General features: G+C 40.3%; 13 protein-coding genes. 11 read left to right on the forward strand and 2 right to left on the reverse strand.

Translation table 11 applies throughout. The annotated features are described in order from the left end of the window. The first annotated feature begins 271 nt into the window (after positions 1 to 271). Positions 272 to 865: a biotin transporter BioY gene (locus tag AC3A54_RS18700; protein WP_335544379.1), complete on the forward strand. Its 594-nt coding sequence runs from the start codon at positions 272 to 274 to the stop codon at positions 863 to 865. Positions 866 to 1,732: 867 nt separating this feature from the next. Here the strand turns inward: AC3A54_RS18700 and AC3A54_RS18705 are convergent. Continuing rightward, positions 1,733 to 3,067 carry a GGDEF domain-containing protein gene (locus AC3A54_RS18705; RefSeq protein ID WP_487655661.1) on the reverse strand — a complete coding sequence of 445 codons (1,335 nt, stop codon included), beginning with the start codon at positions 3,065 to 3,067 and terminating at the stop codon, positions 1,733 to 1,735. 211 nt (positions 3,068 to 3,278) lie between these two features. After that, positions 3,279 to 4,481, reverse strand: coding sequence for an MFS transporter (locus AC3A54_RS18710; protein ID WP_487655662.1), 1,203 nt, complete (start codon positions 4,479 to 4,481; stop codon positions 3,279 to 3,281). A 316-nt stretch (positions 4,482 to 4,797) separates the two neighbouring features. Between AC3A54_RS18710 and AC3A54_RS18715 the strand changes: the two genes are divergently transcribed. The 10 genes from AC3A54_RS18715 (at position 4,798) to AC3A54_RS18760 (ending at position 21,650) form a co-directional block, all read left to right on the forward strand. Further along, positions 4,798 to 6,030 carry an allantoate amidohydrolase gene (locus AC3A54_RS18715; protein WP_487655663.1) on the forward strand — a complete coding sequence of 411 codons (1,233 nt, stop codon included), beginning with the start codon at positions 4,798 to 4,800 and terminating at the stop codon, positions 6,028 to 6,030. Positions 6,031 to 6,215: 185 nt separating this feature from the next. After that, positions 6,216 to 7,835 (forward strand): ATP-binding protein, encoded by a 1,620-nt coding sequence (locus AC3A54_RS18720; RefSeq protein WP_487655664.1) that lies wholly within the window; start codon positions 6,216 to 6,218, stop codon positions 7,833 to 7,835. Between the two features lie 337 nt (positions 7,836 to 8,172). Continuing rightward, positions 8,173 to 11,211 carry a beta-galactosidase, LacZ type gene (gene lacZ, locus AC3A54_RS18725; protein WP_487655665.1) on the forward strand — a complete coding sequence of 1,013 codons (3,039 nt, stop codon included), beginning with the start codon at positions 8,173 to 8,175 and terminating at the stop codon, positions 11,209 to 11,211. A gap of 164 nt (positions 11,212 to 11,375) precedes the next feature. Beyond that, positions 11,376 to 12,557: a galactokinase gene (locus tag AC3A54_RS18730; RefSeq protein WP_487655666.1), complete on the forward strand. Its 1,182-nt coding sequence runs from the start codon at positions 11,376 to 11,378 to the stop codon at positions 12,555 to 12,557. A 67-nt stretch (positions 12,558 to 12,624) separates the two neighbouring features. Next, positions 12,625 to 14,109: a UDP-glucose--hexose-1-phosphate uridylyltransferase gene (galT, locus tag AC3A54_RS18735; RefSeq protein ID WP_487655667.1), complete on the forward strand. Its 1,485-nt coding sequence runs from the start codon at positions 12,625 to 12,627 to the stop codon at positions 14,107 to 14,109. A gap of 18 nt (positions 14,110 to 14,127) precedes the next feature. Beyond that, complete coding sequence (locus AC3A54_RS18740; RefSeq protein ID WP_487655668.1) at positions 14,128 to 15,186, forward strand: aldose epimerase family protein; 1,059 nt, start codon at positions 14,128 to 14,130, stop codon at positions 15,184 to 15,186. A 3-nt stretch (positions 15,187 to 15,189) separates the two neighbouring features. Then, entirely contained in the window at positions 15,190 to 16,182 is a 993-nt protein-coding gene (locus AC3A54_RS18745) for a LacI family DNA-binding transcriptional regulator (protein ID WP_487655669.1), read from the forward strand. Between the two features lie 1,424 nt (positions 16,183 to 17,606). Continuing rightward, positions 17,607 to 18,608 (forward strand): sugar-binding protein, encoded by a 1,002-nt coding sequence (locus tag AC3A54_RS18750; RefSeq protein ID WP_487655670.1) that lies wholly within the window; start codon positions 17,607 to 17,609, stop codon positions 18,606 to 18,608. Beyond that, on the forward strand, positions 18,608 to 20,086 hold the full coding sequence (locus AC3A54_RS18755; protein WP_335546260.1) for a sensor histidine kinase: 1,479 nt from the start codon (positions 18,608 to 18,610) through the stop codon (positions 20,084 to 20,086). Before AC3A54_RS18750 ends, AC3A54_RS18755 begins: the two co-directional genes overlap by 1 nt. Further along, on the forward strand, positions 20,061 to 21,650 hold the full coding sequence (locus AC3A54_RS18760; protein ID WP_487655671.1) for a response regulator: 1,590 nt from the start codon (positions 20,061 to 20,063) through the stop codon (positions 21,648 to 21,650). The genes AC3A54_RS18755 and AC3A54_RS18760 overlap by 26 nt, the downstream gene beginning before the upstream one ends. Positions 21,651 to 21,838: the final 188 nt, after the last annotated feature.

Below are 21,838 nucleotides of genomic sequence, written 5' to 3' on the forward strand. Positions count from 1 at the left end.
TCAGATAATAATTTCGTTATCTTAATATACCTTTAAAAAGGTAGTTTGTCAAAATATTTTTTGAAAATTTTATTTAATTAAAAAATAAAAGCTACCTAATAGCGTTTTGGAAGAAGCCATAAAATGTAATAGTTAAATAAGAGTTTTCCTTTATTAATATAGAAGCGATAAATTTATTGTAAACCAATTTTAATATTTGGTTGACAAAAGGTTGTCTTACCATTTATTTTAAATTTAAGACATTTATATTGTAGGGTGGGAGAGAACGTAAATGAAAAATTTAAGAGCACTTGATTTAACACTATCAGCTATGTTTGTGGCATTGATGGCCATTGGTGCAAATATCAGTACCATTGCTCCATTTTTACATGTTGGTGGGGTACCGATTACACTTCAAACCTTTTTTGCTATTCTAGCAGGAGCCATTTTGGGAAGCAGATTAGGATCTATCGCAATGACCGTTTATATGTTAGTAGGATTGGTAGGTGTTCCTGTTTTTGCTGACTTTTCTGCAGGATTATCAATCATTATTAAACCTACCTTTGGCTTTATTCTTTCTTATATCTTCACAGCCTTTATTATTGGAAAAATAGTAGAGAAGAAAAAAGGGGTGGCAACTTTTATTATTGCTGCTTTAATCGGAATGGCTGTAAACTATGTCTTCGGAACCAACTGGATGTACTTTGCTTATAAACTTTGGGCAGCTGCTCCTGAGGGCTTCACCTATAAAATGGCTTGGTTCTGGATGCTTGCTCCACTGCCAAAGGACATTGTTCTATCTGTTCTAGCAGCCATCATGGCACACCGCCTTGAAACAACCGTTCTATCAAAAGGACAATTCAAACATCTAAAGCGTGTATCATAAATCGAATTTGGGTGTCAGGCACTACTCGTGGACAGTTTTCCATGCGAGGTGCCTGACACCTTTTTTGATGGAATTGGAAATAATAAAAAATGCTCTTTGTGTAAACTTTGTAGTTATCTAACATTTTTGTTTCTGTTTTGCAAGGTAGGTCAACTTCTGACATAGTTGGTAGAAAAGGGAGAAAGATAGTCAGAAGTTAGAGCAACTTCTGACAGAGTTGGTAGAAAAAGAAGAAAGATAGTCAGAAGTCGGAGGAACTTCTGACAGAGTTGCCATAAAAAGAAGAGAGATAGTCAGAAGTCAGGTCAACTTCTGACAGAGTTGACAGAAAAGGGAGAAAGATAGTCAGAAGTCGGAGGAACTTCTGACAGAGTTGGTAGAAAAAAAAGAAAGATAGCAGAAGTCAGGCCAACTTCTGACAGAGTTGACAGAAAAGGGAGAAAGATAGTCAGAAGTCGGAGCAACTTCTGACAGAGTTGGTAGAAAAAGAAGAAAGATAGTCAGAAGTTAGAGCAACTTCTGACAGAGTTGGTATAAAAAGAAGAGAGATAGTCAGAAGTCAGGTCAACTTCTGACATAGTTGGTAGAAAAGGGAGAAAGATAGTCAGAAGTTAGAGCAACTTCTGACAGAGTTGGTAGAAAAAGAAGAAAGATAGTCAGAAGTCGGAGGAACTTCTGACAGAGTTGGTATAAAAAGAAGAGAGATAGTCAGAAGTCAGGTCAACTTCTGACAGAGTTGACAGAAAAGGGAGAAAGATAGTCAGAAGTCGGAGCAACTTCGGTCAACAAAAAGGGTTGGATGGGAAATTTAACACCAAATAAAAAAGAAGCGGCCAAAACCGCTTCTTTTTACTGGTTTGCAATTAGTTATACGACTACTGCTTTTGCTAGACCGTTAACCATGGAAGCTCTGTTCTTTCCTAGATCCTTGGAACGGAACAACAGCTGGTCAGCCATAATATAGGCTTTTTCAATAGAAATTTGGTCGTTTACCTTGTAGTAATAAAGGCCAAACGAAGCAGTATAGGATATGGAGACGTGTTCACCCTGATACTCAACATTTACTGCGTTGTTTTCAACGCCCCTCAGAATCTCATTCACCAGATTCCGTGTTTGATCATAATCTCTTTTTCTGAGACAAAGAGTAAATTCCTCTCCACCACTACGGAACAAATAATCATCTTCATCAAGATAGCTTTTTAGCGTAGAAGCAAAGTGCTGAATAACTTTATCGCCTACTGCGTGATTGTAATTGTCATTGATTCGTTTAAACTTATCGATGTCGCATACGACAATACCGATATGTTCTTCCGTTTGATTAAGCTCAGCCATTTTTTTATCCATAAATGTACGGTTATGCACGCCAGTCAGGAAGTCTGTATAGGCCATTTGCTCGAACTTGTCCCTCTCCAGCTTATGTTGAGCGCTTTGAGCCTTCGAGAAAAAGGAACGGCTTACCACGTAGTTTAAAATAAATAAACTAATTAACATATCCCATTTCCCATCTTTTAAAAACAAGAAAAGCAATCCGTTGGTGATGGCTACTTTCCCATAATCAAGCAAACTTCTACTTTTAAAAACAAAGTCTACACCTTCTTTAAGGGTTTTAAGATCACCCATTATGTAAAAAGCAGTAACTAAGAAGGTAGCGGAAAGAAGGGAGGCGATACATGTTAGTAAAAACAACGAAATCCAAAAACCATAGGGATTGTGCTTAAAATCAATGAACGATTCTAGTTGTAGATACAAGAAGTAGGCTATTGAGTTGGTAATAACAAAGGCACCAATATTATATAAAGTGTCTGTAAACTCACTGGGGTCAGCGGTCTTTGTCCACTTTCTATAAGCATACACGGTAAAGCGGTAGATCGTTTCAAATATGAATAAGCCAAGAGGACCAGTAAACAAAACAAATGACAAGCAGTAGCTAATACCATATTCAAAATTAGTGTTGCCGTTTTTTGAAAAAACTCTAAGGTGATAATACAGACTGGAGAATACCCAAAACATAATTAATGCCTTAAAAAACTCTGATGTAGGTATTAATACATGTTTGGAGCTAATTGCTATGGCAAGGGCAATAAGAAAGATAGATATGTCATACAGCCTAGCTTTTAGCATAATCGTTTCGGTTCCTTCCTGAAAAATCGCAATTACGTTCACCCTTAAATTAGTTTTTCTTTTTAAAATTGGTAGGACCATTTTAGCCCTACTTCTATTTTACATAATTTCATTAGATATAACGACCTATTTTTTTACAATATTACGATTATCCTAAACTTTTAGAAAAGTTGCTAGAAAAGAGAAGGATTTCTACAAATGTCTAGTAAACGGGAAATCCCATACATTGTAAACATTCCTTGAATTTGGACAGTGTAAAAGGCATCATCCAATTGATGATGCCTTTTTGCTGTCAATTCTCTTGTTCGACCATACGAGACCGCTTGTGTCTAGCGTAGAAGAGTGTGGTTGTGATAATGGATAATACTCCGAATAGGACGCACATGAGCTGTAACCCAATCAGGTCTAGAAGAAAACCGCTGATTAGTAGGACAATCTGAAAGGAAATTCGGTCCAGCATATTACGGAAGGAAAAGAACCGTCCGTGATACTCCTTTGGCACTTTTGTTTGGAAAATGGTAGCGGCTGTTGGAAAAAAACAGCCTACGGAAAAGCCAAATAAGGAAAAGGCCAATACACTTAACACAGGAACATTCGCTAAATAAAGGAACAACTCTGAGCCGCCGATTAAAAATGAACAAAAAAACAAAATGATATAAGGTGATACCCTGTCAGTGATCAGCTTAATAATAAAGGCACCAAGCATGAAGGAAATCCCTTCAGCAGTGTAGATCCAACCTTTTATCGCTGAACTATGCTGGAGTTCACTGATATTAATGACTAACAGGTTAAACCCGCCGAGAAAAAGTACCGGTACAAGTGTCATAATAAGTGTCATATAGACAATCGGTAGATTTTTAATGATGGGAAAAACATCTTTAAAACTATTCTTCTCTGAAGACTTGTTCTTCATCTTTTCTGGTTTATCTAGTTGTCTTTCATCAAAATTCAAGAACCAGGTAAGGATAAAGAGCCCCACATATCCTACAAGCGAACCTACATAGAGCATGGATAAGGGCAGAACCACCAGCAAGACTCCAGCCAGTGCGGTTCCAATAATCCGTGACAGGGTAGAGACGTTCATATGAACCCCGTTTAACTGAAGCAAATCTTTATCAGTCACAATAAGTGGAAGTGCTGCCTGAAGTGCTGGAAAATAAAAAGCAGCTGATATTTGCAGTAGAACCAAAAACAAGGCCATCCACCAAATGGAGCCGGTATGGATTGCAATCAGCATAAAAATCACGCTAATAGCACGTACGAAACCAGCTATCAACATTACTCTTTTCTTACTGGCTTGATCGGTTAGCCGGCCAGCATATGGTCCGACAGCAATCCCGGCAAGTAACCCTCCTGCTAAAAGTAATGACTTTAAGAAATCCGAAGGCAGTTTCGCCTGCATAAACTCTAAGTTCCCAATAATGCCCAGCCACAACCCCAGGCCCGCAATAAACTCCCCAGACAGTAAAATCCAAACATTCCTGTTTCTCCACATAAGATGTGCCTCACGTTTCTGATCTATATATTTCCTTCAAAGATACAATAATTTCTAATTTAGTAAAAGAAAAATATGAAATCATACAAACTATAAAACAATTGCTTGGAAAGATTTGATGTTTTGTCTAATGACTGTGGCTGGTAGTATTGTATAATAAACTTATTGACTGAATTTTTACATAATTAAACAGATAACTCAATCCTTTTCCATCGGCTTCAACTAAACCATCCTAAGCTTTTCATCTCCATGAGATTCAATAATACAGTAATGGAAACAGACGTAATCTCATTATTTAAAAAGGGGAGTGTTCAGTATGCAAAAACAAAAGCTATTGATTAATGGGGAAAGACTGATGAAGGAACTGGAACGATTTGCAGATTTTGGTCGGACAGAAAACAATGGGGTTACAAGATTGTCATTATCAGAGGAAGACCGTCGCGTTAGAGATTACTTTCGTTCCTGCTGCGAAGAGTTAGGCATGTCGGTCAAGATCGATGATATGGGATGTATGTACGCCACACTTGAAGGGACCGAAAATAAACCGCCTATTTTAATAGGGTCCCATTTGGATACCGTGAAAAAAGGCGGGCGCTTCGACGGTGTACTAGGAGTAGTTACCGGCTTAGAAGTAGTTAGAACACTTGTAGAAAATAACATCAAACCCAAAATTCCAATTACCATTGTTAATTTTACAAATGAAGAAGGGGCAAGATTCGAGCCTTCTATGATGGCTTCCGGTGTCCTATCTGGGAAATTTGATAAATCAGTTATGCTGAAAAAGAAAGATGCAGAGGGTACCACATTTGGAGAGGCCTTAAAGGCTATTGGTTATGAGGGTGAGGTAGACAATCGACTCAAAGAAGCGACTGCCCTTTTAGAGCTGCATATTGAACAAGGGCCTATTTTAGAAAAAGAGGCACTCACCATTGGTGTTGTCGAGTGTGTGGTAGGGATGTGCTGTTATGAAATAGAAGTAACAGGAGAATCCGACCATGCAGGTACTACACCAATGGATATGCGAAAAGATGCTCTTTTTGCAACGAACAACCTTATTAATGAAATCCGTCAACGTTTAGGCAGCCTGGATGAAGAGTTAGTATTTACAATCGGTCGAATGAACGTATATCCAAGCATTCATACCGTTATCCCAAATAAAGTAATTTTTACTCTTGAGGCAAGACATAAAGATATGGAAATCGTCAACACCGTCAAAGATTTCATTCATGGGCTTCCTCAGTTCGCAGAAAATGAAGGCTGTGAGATCAAGACTACTAAACTATGGGAACGGGATACGGTTTGGTTTGAGCCGGAAATCTGCGAGCTTTTAGAGCAGTCTGCCCAGTCACTTGGATACTCCAATAAACGAATGGTTAGCGGTGCAGGGCATGATGCTCAATTTATTGCCAGCTATGTTCCGACCGCCATGCTGTTTGTGCCAAGTATCAATGGAAAGAGCCATTGCGAGGTAGAACTGACGACGTGGGAAGACTGTGAAAAAGGTGTAAATGTTATTTTAGACACCGTGCTTGCTTTATTATCAAAATAGGTTCACTTATAAATATCTCATAGACTTTTTCGCAGCGGCGGAAAGGTCTTTTTCTTTTTTTTGACCATTTATATTAAATGGACAAAAATACCAACCAAATATATATTTTCCTTATAGCAATAGTGGATATTCTAGTTTAATATAATAGAAAATAGTAAGATTTTAACAAGGGATAGGTGGAATCAGTGATCCTTTTAGACTATATTATGAATCTCTCAATATTTTCACTCATGGTTAGTTTGCCACTGGTAATACGCTCGTTTATCAATCATAGACCCTTTAAGAAAGTTCAACTTTGGGTGGGATTATACGGGGGAATTGTTTCAATCATTCTTGTCCTATTATCCATTCACCAGGATGGTTATTCGTACGATATACGGTACGCTCCTGTTATCCTGGTTTTCGCCTATCTCGGACCGATTGCAGGGTTCATTACTGGGATTTTTTCATTGCTCATAAGATTGTATTCAAGTGGTCAATGGATGCCGGCTATTCTTGGCTGGTCCATTATTATGATTAGTTTTTCGATTATCCATGTGTATATTTCGCGGTTGACCGCGATCAAAAAGAGTGCCATTTTCTATGCATCCTATTTGGTCATCTACATAGTAACCGTTCCATTTCTTTTCAATGTATTTAGAGACAAGCCAGTCTTTCACCTTCAATATATATTATTTGTCATGTTAGGAGTGGTCATTGGTGCTTTACTCATTGAGTCCTATGTAAAGCTCCACAGGTTGAATAATAGGCTGTCTGATATGTATAAAATGTTAGAAGAAAGTGAATCAAAATATCGCCTCATCGCGGAAAATACATCCGATCTGATTATAGTGATGAATAAGGATCATTCGATCAGTTACTTTTCACCTTCTCATAAGGTCGTTTTAGGTTTTCAATGTTGTGAACTAGAAAAATTTGAATTATGCAAGTTCATTCATGTAGAAGACGTCGTTGATTTTAAACAAACAATTAAGACAATAATTGAACAGAAGGAATCGCAAGCACTGGAATTCCGATTGAAGCACAAGGAAGGTCATTATATAGAATTTGAGTCCCGATGTATGCCTGTTAAAGGAGAAGGACAATCAGTCGAGCATATTGTTATTATCAGTCGAGATGTTTCTGAACGGAAAAAAGCAGAGGAATTCCTACTGCAATCAGAGAAGCTTTCTATTGTCGGGGAACTGGCTGCGGGAGTAGCCCATGAAATTAGAAACCCTTTAACAACAATCAAAGGATTCCTACAACTCTATCGGGGAGAGAATACCGCAATTGACCGCTTGCTTCTTACGGAATTAGAGCGGATAGAGGGGATTACCAGCGAATTACTCTCTTTAGGCAAGCCGCAGGCAGTGCAATTAAATCGGACCGATTTGCGAGATTTACTAAAAGATACATTAGAGTTACTTTCCCCAGAAGCGCTGATGAATGGTATTCAAATTAATTTAAATGTGGAAGATACTGCTTTCTTTATTACTTGTGAAAGGAATCAATTGAAGCAGGTATTCCTCAATATTTTAAAAAATGCGATGGAGGCCATGAAGGATGGCGGAGAAATTAGCATTGGCCTTCGAAAGAGTGCAGAAGGGGAGTGCCTGATTTCCGTTCAAGACCAAGGTTGCGGTATTCCTGAAGAGCTTCTTCCTCGTCTAGGCGAGCCATTCTATAGCTTAAAAGAAAAGGGAACAGGCCTAGGAATCATGATTTGTCATAAAATACTTAAGCAACACCATGGCAGTATATCTTATAAGAGTAAAATGAATGAAGGAACACTAGTAGAGATTACACTGCCATTGGCCAGTTAAGGACATCGTCACACTTTAATAAATAGAGGTAGCATAAAGACCTTTTCGCTCCCAGCGGAAGGGTCTTTTCGTTTGCTTTTAATAGGATTAGCTCTGTTATTCTTCCTTGTCAGATGGTTTAGAAGAAAAGCAAGAGCTTCTTCCATGCAACAATTTAATGATACACCGTTTATGGGTTCACATACATCTTTGGCTATGTTGAATTAGGAAAAGGGAGCACTTTCACTGTTCGGATTCCTCAATAAGTAAAAGTGTTTACTAAAAAGTAAAACCGTTTTCACATGGAATGTTGTATGATTTAAGTAAAATTTTAATAAAAGAGAGGATATTGCTAACAATGACTGTCATTCCAGAGGTTAATTGGCTCTCAGATTTAAATGTATTTGCCGTCAACCGACTTTCCGCTCATTCCGACCACTATTATTACGAAACTATGGAGGAAGCGAGAAATGCTTCTCCAATGAAACTCCGTCATAGTTTAAATGGTCATTGGAAATTTGCCTATAGCATAAACCCTGAATCCCGTCCGAAAACCTTCTTCAAGCCTGACTTTCATACGGCAAGCTGGGGTGACATTACGGTGCCTGGACACATCCAGCTTCAGGGCTATGGGAAACCACAATATGTCAACACAATGTACCCATGGGATGGTCACAACGACATCCGTCCTCCTGAAATTCCGATGGACGATAATCCAGTAGGAAGCTATGTGAAAATGTTTACTGTGCCTGTTCATATGATAGACAAACCGCTATACATATCCTTTCAGGGTGTTGAGTCAGCTTTTTATGTATGGCTAAATGGAAAGTTTGTCGGGTACAGTGAAGATACCTTCACACCTGCCGAGTTTGAGCTTACTCCATTTTTAATAGAAGGAGAGAATAAATTAGCGGTTGAGGTTTACCAGCGCAGCACAGGTAGTTGGCTGGAGGACCAGGATTTCTGGCGTATGTCCGGCATTTTTCGCGATGTATATCTTTATACGGTACCGGAAATTCATGTGTACGATGCTTCTATAAAAACAGAATTAGAGGCTGATTTTAAAAAAGGAACGCTGCTAGCTGACCTCAAGCTGCAATCCTTTGGTACTAAGAGCATCTCAAAAATAACGGCCGAATTGTATGATAGAAATGGCAATTTAGTAGCTATGAATCATGTGGTGGAAAAGGACGGAGAGTGGACCCTGTCACTTGAACTCGATCATCCAAAACTATGGAGTGCAGAGAATCCTTACTTATACAAGCTTTATATCCAAGTGTTTAACGAAGAAGGTAGATTAGTAGAAGTAGTTCCGCAAAAAGTGGGTTTTAGAAGATTCGAGCTGGTGGATAAAATCATGCGTATAAATGGGGAACGGATTGTGTTCAAGGGTGTCAACCGCCATGAATTTAATTGCCGGACAGGCCGTGCGATTACAAAGGAAGACATGCTGTGGGATATTCAAACCTTAAAGCGTAATAACATAAATGCCGTCCGTACCTCGCATTACCCGAATCAAAGCTATTGGTATGAGCTTTGTGATGAATACGGGATCTATGTGATTGATGAAATGAATTTGGAAACGCATGGATCGTGGCAAAAAATGATGACGGTTGACCCTTCATGGAACATTCCAGGGAATAAACCGGAATGGGAAAACATTGTTATGGACCGGGCGGTGTCCATGTATGAGCGTGACAAGAATCATCCCTCGATTTTGATTTGGTCCTGTGGGAATGAATCCTATGCTGGTGACGTCATTCTAAATGTTTCAAAATATTTTAAGAGAGTCGACCCGAGCCGACTCGTGCATTACGAAGGGGTTTTCCATAACAGAAAGTATAATGACACCAGCGATATGGAAAGCCGGATGTACGCAAAGCCAGCTGAAATTGAAAAGTATTTGAGTGAAAATCCAGAGAAACCATATATTAGCTGTGAATATATGCATGCCATGGGAAATTCGCTTGGTGGTATGTACAAATATACGGATTTAGAGCAGAAATATCCAATGTATCAGGGGGGCTTTATTTGGGATTACATTGATCAGGCCCTGATAAAAAAGAACAGGTATGGAGAAGAGTTTTTAGCATACGGCGGTGATTTTGGCGACCGTCCGACGGATTGTGGCTTCTGTACGAATGGAATTGTGTATGCCAATCGAGAACTGTCACCAAAGATGCAGGAAGTCAAATTTTTGTATCAAAACTTTAAGCTTCTTTCTGATGAGAACGGTGTAACCATTCGAAACGAAAGTTTTTTCTCAGATACTTCCGATTATGTTTTGGAATGTATCGTGTACCTAGAGGGCAAAGAGCTGCATCGGGAGCAGCATTATGTGGTTGTAGCTCCGCAAAGCGAGGGGCGAGTTGAATTTGAGTGGCCTCCTGGAATGGTAGAAGAGGCCGGTGAGTATTGTATTCATACCACTTTTAAGCTGAAGGAAAGCACGGCATGGGCAGATGCTGGTTATGAGATGGCATTTGGACAATATGTATTTAAGGTGAATGGCGCTGAGGAACTCAAAGGTATAGGTGGTGATCTATGGGTTGTCAACGGGGATGTGAATATCGGTATTCACGGCCAGGATTTCAAGGTTATTTTTTCAAAAGCGGTAGGAAGCTTGGTATCGTTGAACTACGCAGGAAAAGAAATGATTGCCCTGCCACCTGCACCACTGTTTTGGAGAGCCACAACGGATAATGACAGAGGCTTTGCTCAAGGCTTCAACTCAGGGCTTTGGTATGCAGCAAGCCTAGCACGAAAATGTGTGGCAATTGACCTTGTAGAAGAGACAGACCAAGTATCGGTGGGTTTTACCTATAAACTATCCATTCATAACGATGTAAAAGTATTTATTAGGTATACGGTTTTGGTAGATGGTAGTGTGATAGTAAAGTCTGTCTATCAAGGAGCAGAAAATCTCCCGCAACTGCCGATTTTTGCCGTATCCTTTAAGGTTCCAGCGGATTACGATCAGCTCGAATGGTACGCCATGGGACCGGAAGAGAACTATTCTGACCGTGCGATGGGGGCAAGGCTTTGTGTATTTAAGAATACGGCTTTGAGCAATGTTTCTGAGTACGTTGTTCCGCAAGAATCGGGGAATCGTACAGGAGTACGCCGCGTAGAAGTAATGAATCACCGTGGTCAGGGAATAAGAATATCATCTACATCCGAGCCGGTCGAATGCAATGTTTCACCATATACGGCATTTGAGCTGGAGAATGCAAATCATCTCTATGAGCTGCCAAAGGTTCATTATACGGTGGTGACAGTGGCAGGACAGCAGATGGGTGTCGGCGGTGATGACAGCTGGGGTGCACCTGTACAAGAGGAACATTTGATTCCTGCAAATCAGGAGTTAGAATTCGAATTTAAAATTCAGAGAGTATAAGAGTGAAAAGGACGAATGGATGCACATTCGTCCTTTTTACTTATTTTTAGTAAAAATTTTAGTAAAAGTATTTGAAGATTTTTACTTGAGAGAGTAAAATTATTATAGAGATGAAAAGGATTACAAAGACGGAATTTGCAGACATAGTTGGAGGGAATTTTAAAATGAACGTCACAACGTTGAATAAAACATTCTTAGACTTGTTCCATAGCTTGCCTAGACAGGCATTTTTTGCTCCTGGCAGGATCAATTTAATTGGCGAACACACGGATTATAATGGCGGCCATGTTTTTCCATGTGCGATTACATACGGGACCTATGCGGTAGCAAGAAAGCGTAAAGACCAATTGGTACGCCTGTACTCGGTTAATTTTCCTGATAAAGGAATTATTGAATTTGATTTAAAGCAATTAGATTACGAAAAACAACATAACTGGGCGAACTATCCAAAAGGGATGATTCGCTACATCGTTGAAGCAGGATATGAAATCCCATCAGGATTCGAGTGTGCGATTAATGGCAATATTCCTAATGGAGCTGGTCTTTCATCCTCTGCATCCATTGAATTATTAACAGGCGTATTAGTGAATGGACTGTTCGGATTAGAAATCCCTCGTCTCGAATTAATTAAGCTTGGCAAGCGAGTGGAGAACGAATTTATTGGTGTGAACAGCGGAATCATGGATCAATTTGCGATTGGAATGGGCAAGGCGGATACTGGGATTTTACTAGATTGTCAGACACTTCAATATAAGTACGCGCCGATTCAGCTTGAAAATCAGAAAATTATTATCATGAATACAAACAAGCGCCGTGAATTAGCCGACTCGAAGTATAACGAGCGTAGAGGAGAGTGTGATGAGGCGTTGTCACAGCTTCAGGAAAGACTCCCAATTGAAGCGCTTGGACAGCTTTCAGAAGCGGAGTTTGATGAGAATCAATTCTTCATTACTAATGAGATCGTCCGCAAACGTGCGAAACATGCTGTATATGAGAATCGTAGAACTTTAAGGGCGCTGGAAGAGTTAAAGGCCGGAAACCTGGAAGCATTCGGACAGTTGATGAACCAATCGCATGTGTCATTACGGGATGATTATGAAGTGACAGGTATGGAGCTTGATCGTTTAGTAGAAGCTGCATGGAATCAGCCGGGAGTCCTAGGCGCACGAATGACAGGGGCAGGCTTTGGGGGCTGTGCCATAGCGATTGTTGCTAATGAAGAGGTTGACAACTTTATTGCAAATGTTGGTGCAACCTATGCGGACAAAGTTGGCTATCAGGCAAATTTCTATGTAGCTAGTATCGGTGATGGGGCCAAGGAAATTGAAATGGAGGAATCGATTTAAGTGAGCATTTTTGCGTTAGGGGGACATTTTCGGTGACCCTAATGGATCAAAAATAGAGGTGAAAAAAATGATTAATCAACTAGTTCAACATTTAATCGACCAAGCGCTGGCTGTCCAATTAATCGAGCGGGAAGACGAAATCTATGCACGAAATCAAATTCTTTCTTTGTTAGGTTTAACGGAATTTAAAATAGAGGATTTTGCAGAGGAAAACAGCATGGAAATCCCGGATTTACTTGATGCTATCGTGGATTATGCCTGCGAGCAAGAAATCATAGAAGATATGTTTGATGCGAAGGAAATATTCTCGAGTAAAATCATGAACTGCTTGATTGCCCGTCCATCAACCGTTAATCAGATCTTTATTGGAAAATATAAACAAGACCCAAAGGCAGCAACAGAGTATTTTTATGAATTAAGTAAGAATAGTAACTACATCCAAATGAAGCGAATTCAAAACAACGTTGAGTATAAGGCTGCAACGGAATACGGTGAAATAGATATTACGATCAATTTATCAAAGCCGGAAAAGGACCCGCGCAGCATCGAGCTTGAGAGAGCGGTGAAAAAAGTCGACTATCCTAAGTGCTTACTTTGTGTGGAAAACGAAGGCTATGCAGGAAGGGTTGGTCATCCAGCACGCTCGAATCACCGCATGATTCGTTTACAGCTTCTAGACAAGACCTGGTATCTACAGTATTCGCCGTATGTGTATTACAACGAACATTGTATCGTATTATCAGAAACACATACAGATATGAAAATCAGCAGGGAGACCTTTGTGCGTTTATTAACCTTTGTCGAGCAATTTCCGCATTATTTTGTCGGCTCCAATGCAGATATCCCGATTGTGGGTGGGTCGATTTTGTCGCATGATCACTATCAAGGCGGCCATTATGAGTTTGCGATGGCAAAAGCGGAAGATGATTGTAAGTTCGAGTTGGCTGGCTTTCCACAGGTGGAGGCCTCCATTGTGAAATGGCCAATGTCTGTCATCCGACTGCGTTCTGCACAAATTAGCGAGCTTGTAGAGGCGGGAGCTTATGTTTTAGCCAAATGGAAAAATTACAGTGATGAACAGGTCGGAATTCTGGCATGGACGGGTGAGACACCGCACAATACCATTACGCCGATTGCTCGTAAAAAGGGCGATACCTATGAACTCGATTTGGTTCTTCGTAACAATCGGACAAACGAGGAGCATCCAATGGGGATTTTCCATCCACATGCAGATGTTCATCATATTAAAAAAGAAAATATTGGCCTGATTGAAGTCATGGGACTCGCTGTTTTACCAGCCCGTTTAAAGGATGAGCTTGTAAAAGTCGAACAATTTATTCTCGGTAAAGGCGGCGAGGTTGCGGACTATCATCAAATTTGGGCGGAAGAATTAAAGGAGTGTTATGAAGGGGTAGCGAGTGAAGACAATGTGGAATCTCTGGTAAGAGAAGAAGTAGGGAAGAAGTTTTTAAAAGCATTAGAAGATGCAGGCGTCTTTAAGCGAGATGAAGAGGGAACGGAAGGATTCAAGCGATTTATCCAATCTTTATAGAGTGGTGAGTGAGGGAAAATGGAAATACTAGAAAGATGGGTTGGTCAGTATCAGGATGAAATGGTGAGGGAATATACCCTTGTGAACGATTCAGGTATGACGGTTTCATGCCTGAATTTTGGGTGTGTGATTACGAAAATCATGGTTCCTGACCGTCATGGCAACTTTGAAAATGTGGTGCTTGGTTTTGATGAGTTCGTGGATTATTTGGACTTGTCGCCATATTTTGGAGCGGTTGTAGGCCGAGTTGCGGGGCGTATTCAAGGAGCTAGATTTGAGCTTGACGGGGAAGAATACCAGTTGGCAGTAAATAACCCACCTAACCATTTACATGGGGGGAAGAGGGGCTTTAATTCTGTAGTTTGGAAAACGGAAAAAATTGTGGAAGAACATGCAGTTGGTCTGAGATTTTTCTATTTAAGTCCAGATGGGGATGAAGGATATCCTGGAAACCTGGAAACAACAGTCACTTATCTTCTAAATAATAAAAATGAGCTGAGTATGACCTTCAAAGGGAAAGCGGACAAAAAAACGTTAGTAAATTTAAACAATCATTCCTATTTTAATTTAAGCGGAAATCTTAAAAGGGATTGTTCTGAGCACATTCTCCAATTAGAAAGTGACCGCTTCTTGGAGTTAGGGGCTGATTTGATTCCGACCGGGAGATTACTAGCTTCTCGAAATACACCATTTGACTTCCAGTATGGCCGGAGACTAAGTACGGGGATCCAATCCTCTCATCCACAAAATGTTCTTGTTGGAAAAGGCTACGACCATCCGCTTGTTTTTACAAAAGAGGGTGAGAATACGGTCATGTTAAGTGATGAGGAAAGTGGACGCTCATTGCTGGTGACGACCAATCAGCCGTGTGTCGTGGTTTATACAGCGAACCATTTAGAGGGTCCGTATTCTATATCAGGTGTTCGTGCAAGAAATTATTTAGGCGTTTGCCTGGAAACACAAGGATTTCCTGATGCTATTCATCATCCAGCATTTCCAACTGTCATCTTGGAGCCGCAAGATTTATACTATTCTACAACGACGTATCGTTTTTTTGCTAATACACTAGGAGTTTGATTTATGGCAACCATTAAAGATATCGCACAATTGGCGGGGGTTTCGATTGCTACCGTGTCACGAGTATTGAATTATGACACCTCGCTTTCTGTCAGTGATGAAACAAAGAAGCGAATTTTTGAAGTAGCAGAGGAGCTTTCCTATAAAAAGAAGTCCGTTCGAAAACAGGAGTCAGGGAAAATTGCGCTCCTGCAATGGTACACGGAAAAAGAGGAACTCGAAGACCTTTATTATATGTCCATTCGTCTAGGCGTCGAAAATCGCTGCCGTCATCATGGAATTCAGGTAGAAAAGTACTTCCAGGACAATATTGAGGATTTAAAGAAAGCGGAGGACATTCAAGGGCTTATTGCAATTGGAAAGTTCAGTAGCAAGCAAGTGAGTGAATTGGAAAAACGAACAAAGAATCTTGTGTTTGTAGATACATCTCCCGATGAGGAACGCTTTGATTCGGTTGTGATTGATTTTGAAAAGGCAACTAAGAATGTGCTTGATCATTTAATTGATAAAGGGCATAGGGATATTGGTTATATTGGTGGAAGAGAAGTGTTTAAGGACAAGACTTCCGCAATTGAAGATGCAAGGGAAAAGACGTTTAAACAGTATTTAGCAGAAAAGGATTTATTGAACGAAGCAGTGATGTACAATGGCACCTTTTCCGTGGATGGAGGCCATTCGTTGATGAAGAGGGCAATCGAGGAACACGGAGACCAACTGCCAACTGCCTTTTTTGCAGCGAATGATTCGATTGCTGTCGGCGCATTGCGAGCATTGCTAGAGGAAGGAATTGCTGTCCCGGAGCGAGTGAACATCATTGGAGTCAACGATATTAGCATTTCGAAATATGTGTTTCCGTCATTAAGCACGGTAAAGGTATACACGGAGCTCATGGGTGAAACTGCAGTCGATACCTTGCTTGAAAGAATCGAAGGCAGGAAAATCGCCAAGAAAACCTACATCACAACTAAGCTTATCCTAAGGAACAGTAGTTTCTAAAACAAACTCACCATATTACGTGGTGGGTTTTTTGTTGTTGTGTCGAGGTATATTGGGTATTGTTGGTCGGAATCTGTCGGGCATCCGAACAGATTGAGATAATAATAGAAAAGACTAGTCCGAGTGTGGGCAACTTCTGACAGAGTAGGAAGTAAAAGGCGAAACATTGTCATAAGGTAAGGCAGCTTCTGACAGAGTTGTAGGAAAAGTCAGCAACATAGTCAAAAGGTAAAGAAACTTCTGACAGAGTCAGCGGAAAAGTCAGCAACACTGTCAAAAGGTAAAGAAACTTCTGACAGAGTCAGCGGAAAAGCCAGCAACACTGTCAAAAGGTAAAGAAACTTCTGACAGAGTCAGCGGAAAAGTCAGCAACACTGTCAAAAGGTAAAGCAACTTCTGACAGAGTCAAAGGAAAAGCGAGCAACATAGTCAGAAGGTAAGGCAACTTCTGACAGAGTCAAAGGAAAAGCGAGCAACATAGTCAGAAGGTAAGGCAACTTCTGACAGAGTCAGCGGAAAAGTCAGCAACACTGTCAGAAGGTAAGCGAACTGACAGAGTCAGCGGAAAAGTCAGCAACACTGTCAGAAGGTAAGCGAACTGACAGAGTCAGCGGAAAAGTCAGCAACATAGTCAAAAGGTAAAGCAACTTCTGACAGAGTCAGCGGAAAAGTCAGCAACATAGTCAGAAGGCAAAGCAACTTCTGACAGAGTCAGCGGAAAAGTCAGCAACACTGTCAAAAGGTAAAGCAACTTCTGACAGAGTCAAAGGAAAAGCGAGCAACATAGTCAGAAGGTAAGGCAACTTCGGACAGAGTCAAAGGAAAAGCGAGCAACATAGTCAGAAGGTAAGGCAACTTCGGACAGAGTCAGCGGAAAAGTCAGCAACATAGTCAAAAGGTAAAGCAACTTCTGACAGAGTCAGCGGAAAAGTCAGCAACACTGTCAGAAGGTAAGCGAACTTCTGACAGAGTCAGCGGAAAAGTCAGCAACATAGTCAGAAGGTAAAGAAACTTCTGACAGAGTCAGCGGAAAAGTCAGCAACATAGTCAAAAGGTAAAGCAACTTCTGACAGAGTCAAGGGAAAAACCAGCAACACTGTCAGAAGGTAAGCGAACTTCTGACAGAGTCAGAGGAAAAACCAGCAACACTGTCAGAAGGTAAGCGAACTTCTGACAGAGTCAGAGGAAAAACCAGCAACACTGTCAGAAGGTAAGCGAACTTCTGACAGAGTAGGCGGTAAAAACAGCAACATAGTCAGAAGGCAAGGCAACTAGGACATACCGATCGTGAAAAAGCAAAGAATGGTCCGAATCCGTAGAGTTTCTTATTGTGGTGCCTGACACCATATTCTTTTCATTGTCGATTTTTGGAATGTTCCGTATAATAGCGGTAGTTAGAGTGGCATCGAGAGTGGGGAGATAGATTGAGCAAGTTATCTTTGGTAGCGTATACATTTGGTGTTTTATTATTTATTGTGAGTTGCTCCTTGTCGGTTTTTTATGGCTATAAGGTGGTTACCCATCATTTGCCCGTCGAAAAGAAAGTACCTGACACCTATAAATATCATTTTGTCCTTGTTCCGGAAGAGCTAGATAACGAGTATTGGAGACTCGTTGAAAGCGGGGCAAAGGATGCCGCCAAAAAATATGGTGTGCTACTGGAATACTCGGGGCCGAAGCAGGCAAATATAGACGACCATTTAAAGACCATTGAAATGTCCGCAGCTTCTAAAGTGGATGGGATTTTAACGCAGGGATTAAGTGACGAACAATTTACGCCGTTAATTAATCGAGTCATCGCTGACGGAATTCCCGTGATTACAGTAGATACAGATGCCGCAAACAGTCTCCGATTAGCCTATATCGGAACAGACAATTATTACTCAGGATATTTGGCTGGAAAAGCCTTAATTACCGATACAAACGGGAAAGCCAATGTTGCCATTATTACCGGAACTTTTTATGCGAACCATCAGCAACAGCGTGTGAAGGGATTTCAGGACGCGGTAAAAGAAGCACCTGGAATACATATTATTGATATCCAGCAATCCGAAATCAGTACGGTAAAAGCGGCAGAAAAGGCCAATCAACTCCTAAAAGACCATCCCGAAATCAATGCCTTTTATGGAACCAGTGCCCTCGATGGGATCGGAATTGCACAGGTCATTGAAAAGTACAAAAAACAAAGAGATGTGTATGTAATTGGATTTGATACGCTACCTGAAACCCTGGACTATATTCGAAGAGGAACAATCAAGGCAACCGTAGTCCAACAGCCCTATGAAATGGGGTACAGAGCAGTGAAAATGATGATTGACATAATCGAAGGAAAAACAGTTTCTCAGGTTGTCCATACAGAAACAAGAATTATGAGAATAGGAGACTTACCCGTAAGTGTGATGCATAACAAGGAGGACAACAACTGATGTTATTTAGAATTCGGTCCAAATTGCTTCTTTATTTCATCGTACTGGTCGTTTTGCTATCCTCAGTCGGCTTCTTTTTTTATCAAAGCAGTGAAAATCTCGTCGTCGAATATGATGATAGCTTTGAGCGTTTTCTCCTTCTCAATGATATATCCAAAAGGACAAACTTAGTGGCGGAAAAACTGCATGCGTATGTTTTAGATAAGGAAGTTTCGTATCTAAGAGACTATCAAAGAGAAAAGACCAAGCTCCTCAAGGATCAAAGTAGCCTTTATGAGGAACTAGATACGAATGATATCAAACTCATTAATTATAAAAATATGATCGATAGTTTTTTGGAAGAAAGTGATGCAACTATTTTGGCCTTCCAAAAGGACGATATTAACCAATATTCCTATCATTTTAATGAAGTGATGAAAATTGCCTCCTTCTTGCAAGAAAGTACACTTGGTCTGTTGAACAATAAACTCACTGATTATCAAGAATTCTATAATCAGATGGAAAGACAAAACCATTATTATAAACTCATGTCGATTTCTCTTTTCGCCGCAGCTTTTTTCCTAAGTACCTTGTTGGCATTATGGATTTCGGGCGGGATTACTAAACCGATTAGTTTGTTGTCGCAAGCAGCTAAGCAAATCTCAAAAGGAAACCTGTCCGGGGAAGATATTAAAATCACAACAAAGGATGAATTAAAGCCGTTAACGGAGACATTCAACCAAATGCGTACAAACCTAAGGCAGCTAGTCACGGAAATCAAACAAAAGGGTGAATTAGATAAGCTGTTAAAAGAATTGGAGTTAAGGAGTCTTCAAAACCAGATTAATCCTCACTTCTTATTCAATACTTTGAATACGGTTTCAAAGATGGCCTATTTAGAGGAAGCAGAGCATACCTCGCGCTTGATAGAGGCAGTTGCTGCTATTCTTCGCTATAACTTAAGTGATTTCGATAAAGCCTCGACCCTAAGAGATGAAGTACGAATTGTAAAAGAGTATTTTTATATTCAACAGACTCGATTTGGTGAACGGATTCAGTTTGTCACAGAGATTGAGGAAGATTGTCTAGATATTGAAATTCCTAGTTTAATCCTTCAGCCATTAATCGAAAATGCCTTTATTCATGGCGTCGAAGCCTATGAGGCAAATGGAGAAATCCGTCTTCATATTTATCGTCATCAGGACCGAATCTACGTAGAAGTAATCGATAACGGAGATGGAATGAACGAGTCGGTCAAAAAAAGACTGCTTCAATATGTGGATGGGACTGCGGGAGCTGACGAACCACCTGATAAGGCAAAAGATCATTCAAATGGAATTGGCGTCAAAAACGTCATAAGAAGACTGCAGCTTTTTTATCAGAGAAATGATGTGGTTGAAATTGAATCAGACCTTATGAAGGGAACCAATTTTAGACTGACCATTCCTATTGCGGAAAAAGGGGGAAGCGAGCTTGTTAAGTATTCTTATAGTGGATGATGAAGTGATTGAGCGGAAAGCATTAACGAAAATTATTAACAGCTCCTTAAAGGACGTAAGGGTCATTGGGGAAGCTCCCAATGGCAGGAAAGCAATAGAAATGGCTGCAGAACACAGGCCTGATATTATTTTTATGGATATTAAAATGCCCGGTGTGGATGGAGTTCAGGCTGTTAAGGAAATTAGAAAAATGGACCCAGGGATCCGCTTTATTATGGTTTCTGCTTTTAATACATTTGAATACGCCAAGGAAGTGATGCAGCAGGGTGTCAAAGAATATATCCTAAAACCGAGCAGTAAACAAGATATCTTGGAGGCAGTTGCACGTGTTTCTAGTGATATATTAGTGGAACGGAAACTTAGAGAAGAACAGCAAAGCTTAAGAGAAAACCTCGAGCGTGCCGTATCTATCGCTCAAAAAGAGTGGGTATCTTCTCTATTAGTTAATTCGGTTCGAGATATTACGTTCGATGAGTGGGGCGAATTATTAGGGGTAGAAATTACCTCGGGATTTATTATGCTTCTCTCTCTTCAGCCAAGGGGGAATGCCGAGCTTTCAATCAGCGATAGGCAGAATTGGTATATGTGGCTGAAGGAAGTCCAAAAATCAGTAGTGAAAAATGAAGAGATGATGATTGGGCAATTAACCGACGCACAAGTACCAGTTTTATTTTTATGTAAAAAGACTGAGGAAAAACCAAACTTTAAAACGAGTGTACAGGTGATCGTTGAGAGGCTGCACAACTTGTTTCAAAAAGAATCTTTCCAGGCTGAACTACGTATAGGGGTGGGACTCCCTTATAATCATGCCCATGAGTTAAATCAATCCTATCATGAAGCCGTATTGGCCCTAAAACAGCTATTAAAAACACCGAATCGTAAGTATATCATTGGGGTCAAACAAGGGTCATCCCAAGAAAACCCGGAAAATGGTGTACTTGAAGTAGAGAAAAAATTGTTAGAGGCGGTCCGTCAGGGGGACGTCAATCAAGTTTTATATATTTTTGATATGTTTGTTGCCAAGCATGCAGATGATAAAAACGTAAAGGCAGTACTAGTGAAAAAGTCATTCGACGAATTGTTTATTCTGCTGTCGCGTATGCTTCATGATTTAGGTATCAGCTATGAACAAACACCGACTATTGATGTATCAGAGGATAGAAATGTGATTTTTGAAAAAGGAAAATCTCATTTATTATCAGTTGTCCATCATGTGCAGGTGTGGAGAAATAATCATGCTAAAGGTATGCTACATAAAGCCAAGGAATATATTGAGAAGCATTTTGCCGATTCGATTACGTTAGAATCAGTGGCTGAATTTGTGGAATTGAGTCCGTTTTATTTAAGCAAATTATTTAAAGACCGATTTGGGATGACATTTATTGATTATCTGACGGAGATTAGGATCCAGCACGCCAAAGCAGAAATGGTGGATCCGGGGAAGAGCTTAAAGGAAATATGCTATTCCGTTGGCTACAAAGACCCTAATTATTTCAGCCGCGTCTTTAAAAAACAAACCGGCTTATCACCGTCAGAATTCCGCAAGGCAACCGTTAGTCAATAATAAGAATGTGAGGCGGACTCCAAGCAAAGGAGTCCGCCTCACATTTTTTTATAAAATTAGGATTTAACTATCAGAAAATTGTAATCGTTTGCAAAAATGTCTAGGTATTCACAAAAATGTGCTATAGTTTGGAACTATTGCAGTGGTTCTCCTGATGCTAACATATGTGTAAGGGCTTACACGCAGGC

Source organism: Neobacillus sp. Soil_C_43 (genome assembly GCF_057656715.1).

Coding starts and splice junctions, on each gene's coding strand:
- AC3A54_RS18700 (WP_335544379.1), top strand. CDS start 272: ATGAAAAATTTAAGAGCACTTGATTTAACACTATCAGCTATGTTTGTG.
- AC3A54_RS18705 (WP_487655661.1), bottom strand. CDS start 3,067: ATGGTCCTACCAATTTTAAAAAGAAAAACTAATTTAAGGGTGAACGTA.
- AC3A54_RS18710 (WP_487655662.1), bottom strand. CDS start 4,481: ATGTGGAGAAACAGGAATGTTTGGATTTTACTGTCTGGGGAGTTTATT.
- AC3A54_RS18715 (WP_487655663.1), top strand. CDS start 4,798: ATGCAAAAACAAAAGCTATTGATTAATGGGGAAAGACTGATGAAGGAA.
- lacZ (WP_487655665.1), top strand. CDS start 8,173: ATGACTGTCATTCCAGAGGTTAATTGGCTCTCAGATTTAAATGTATTT.
- AC3A54_RS18730 (WP_487655666.1), top strand. CDS start 11,376: ATGAACGTCACAACGTTGAATAAAACATTCTTAGACTTGTTCCATAGC.
- galT (WP_487655667.1), top strand. CDS start 12,625: ATGATTAATCAACTAGTTCAACATTTAATCGACCAAGCGCTGGCTGTC.
- AC3A54_RS18740 (WP_487655668.1), top strand. CDS start 14,128: ATGGAAATACTAGAAAGATGGGTTGGTCAGTATCAGGATGAAATGGTG.
- AC3A54_RS18745 (WP_487655669.1), top strand. CDS start 15,190: ATGGCAACCATTAAAGATATCGCACAATTGGCGGGGGTTTCGATTGCT.
- AC3A54_RS18755 (WP_335546260.1), top strand. CDS start 18,608: ATGTTATTTAGAATTCGGTCCAAATTGCTTCTTTATTTCATCGTACTG.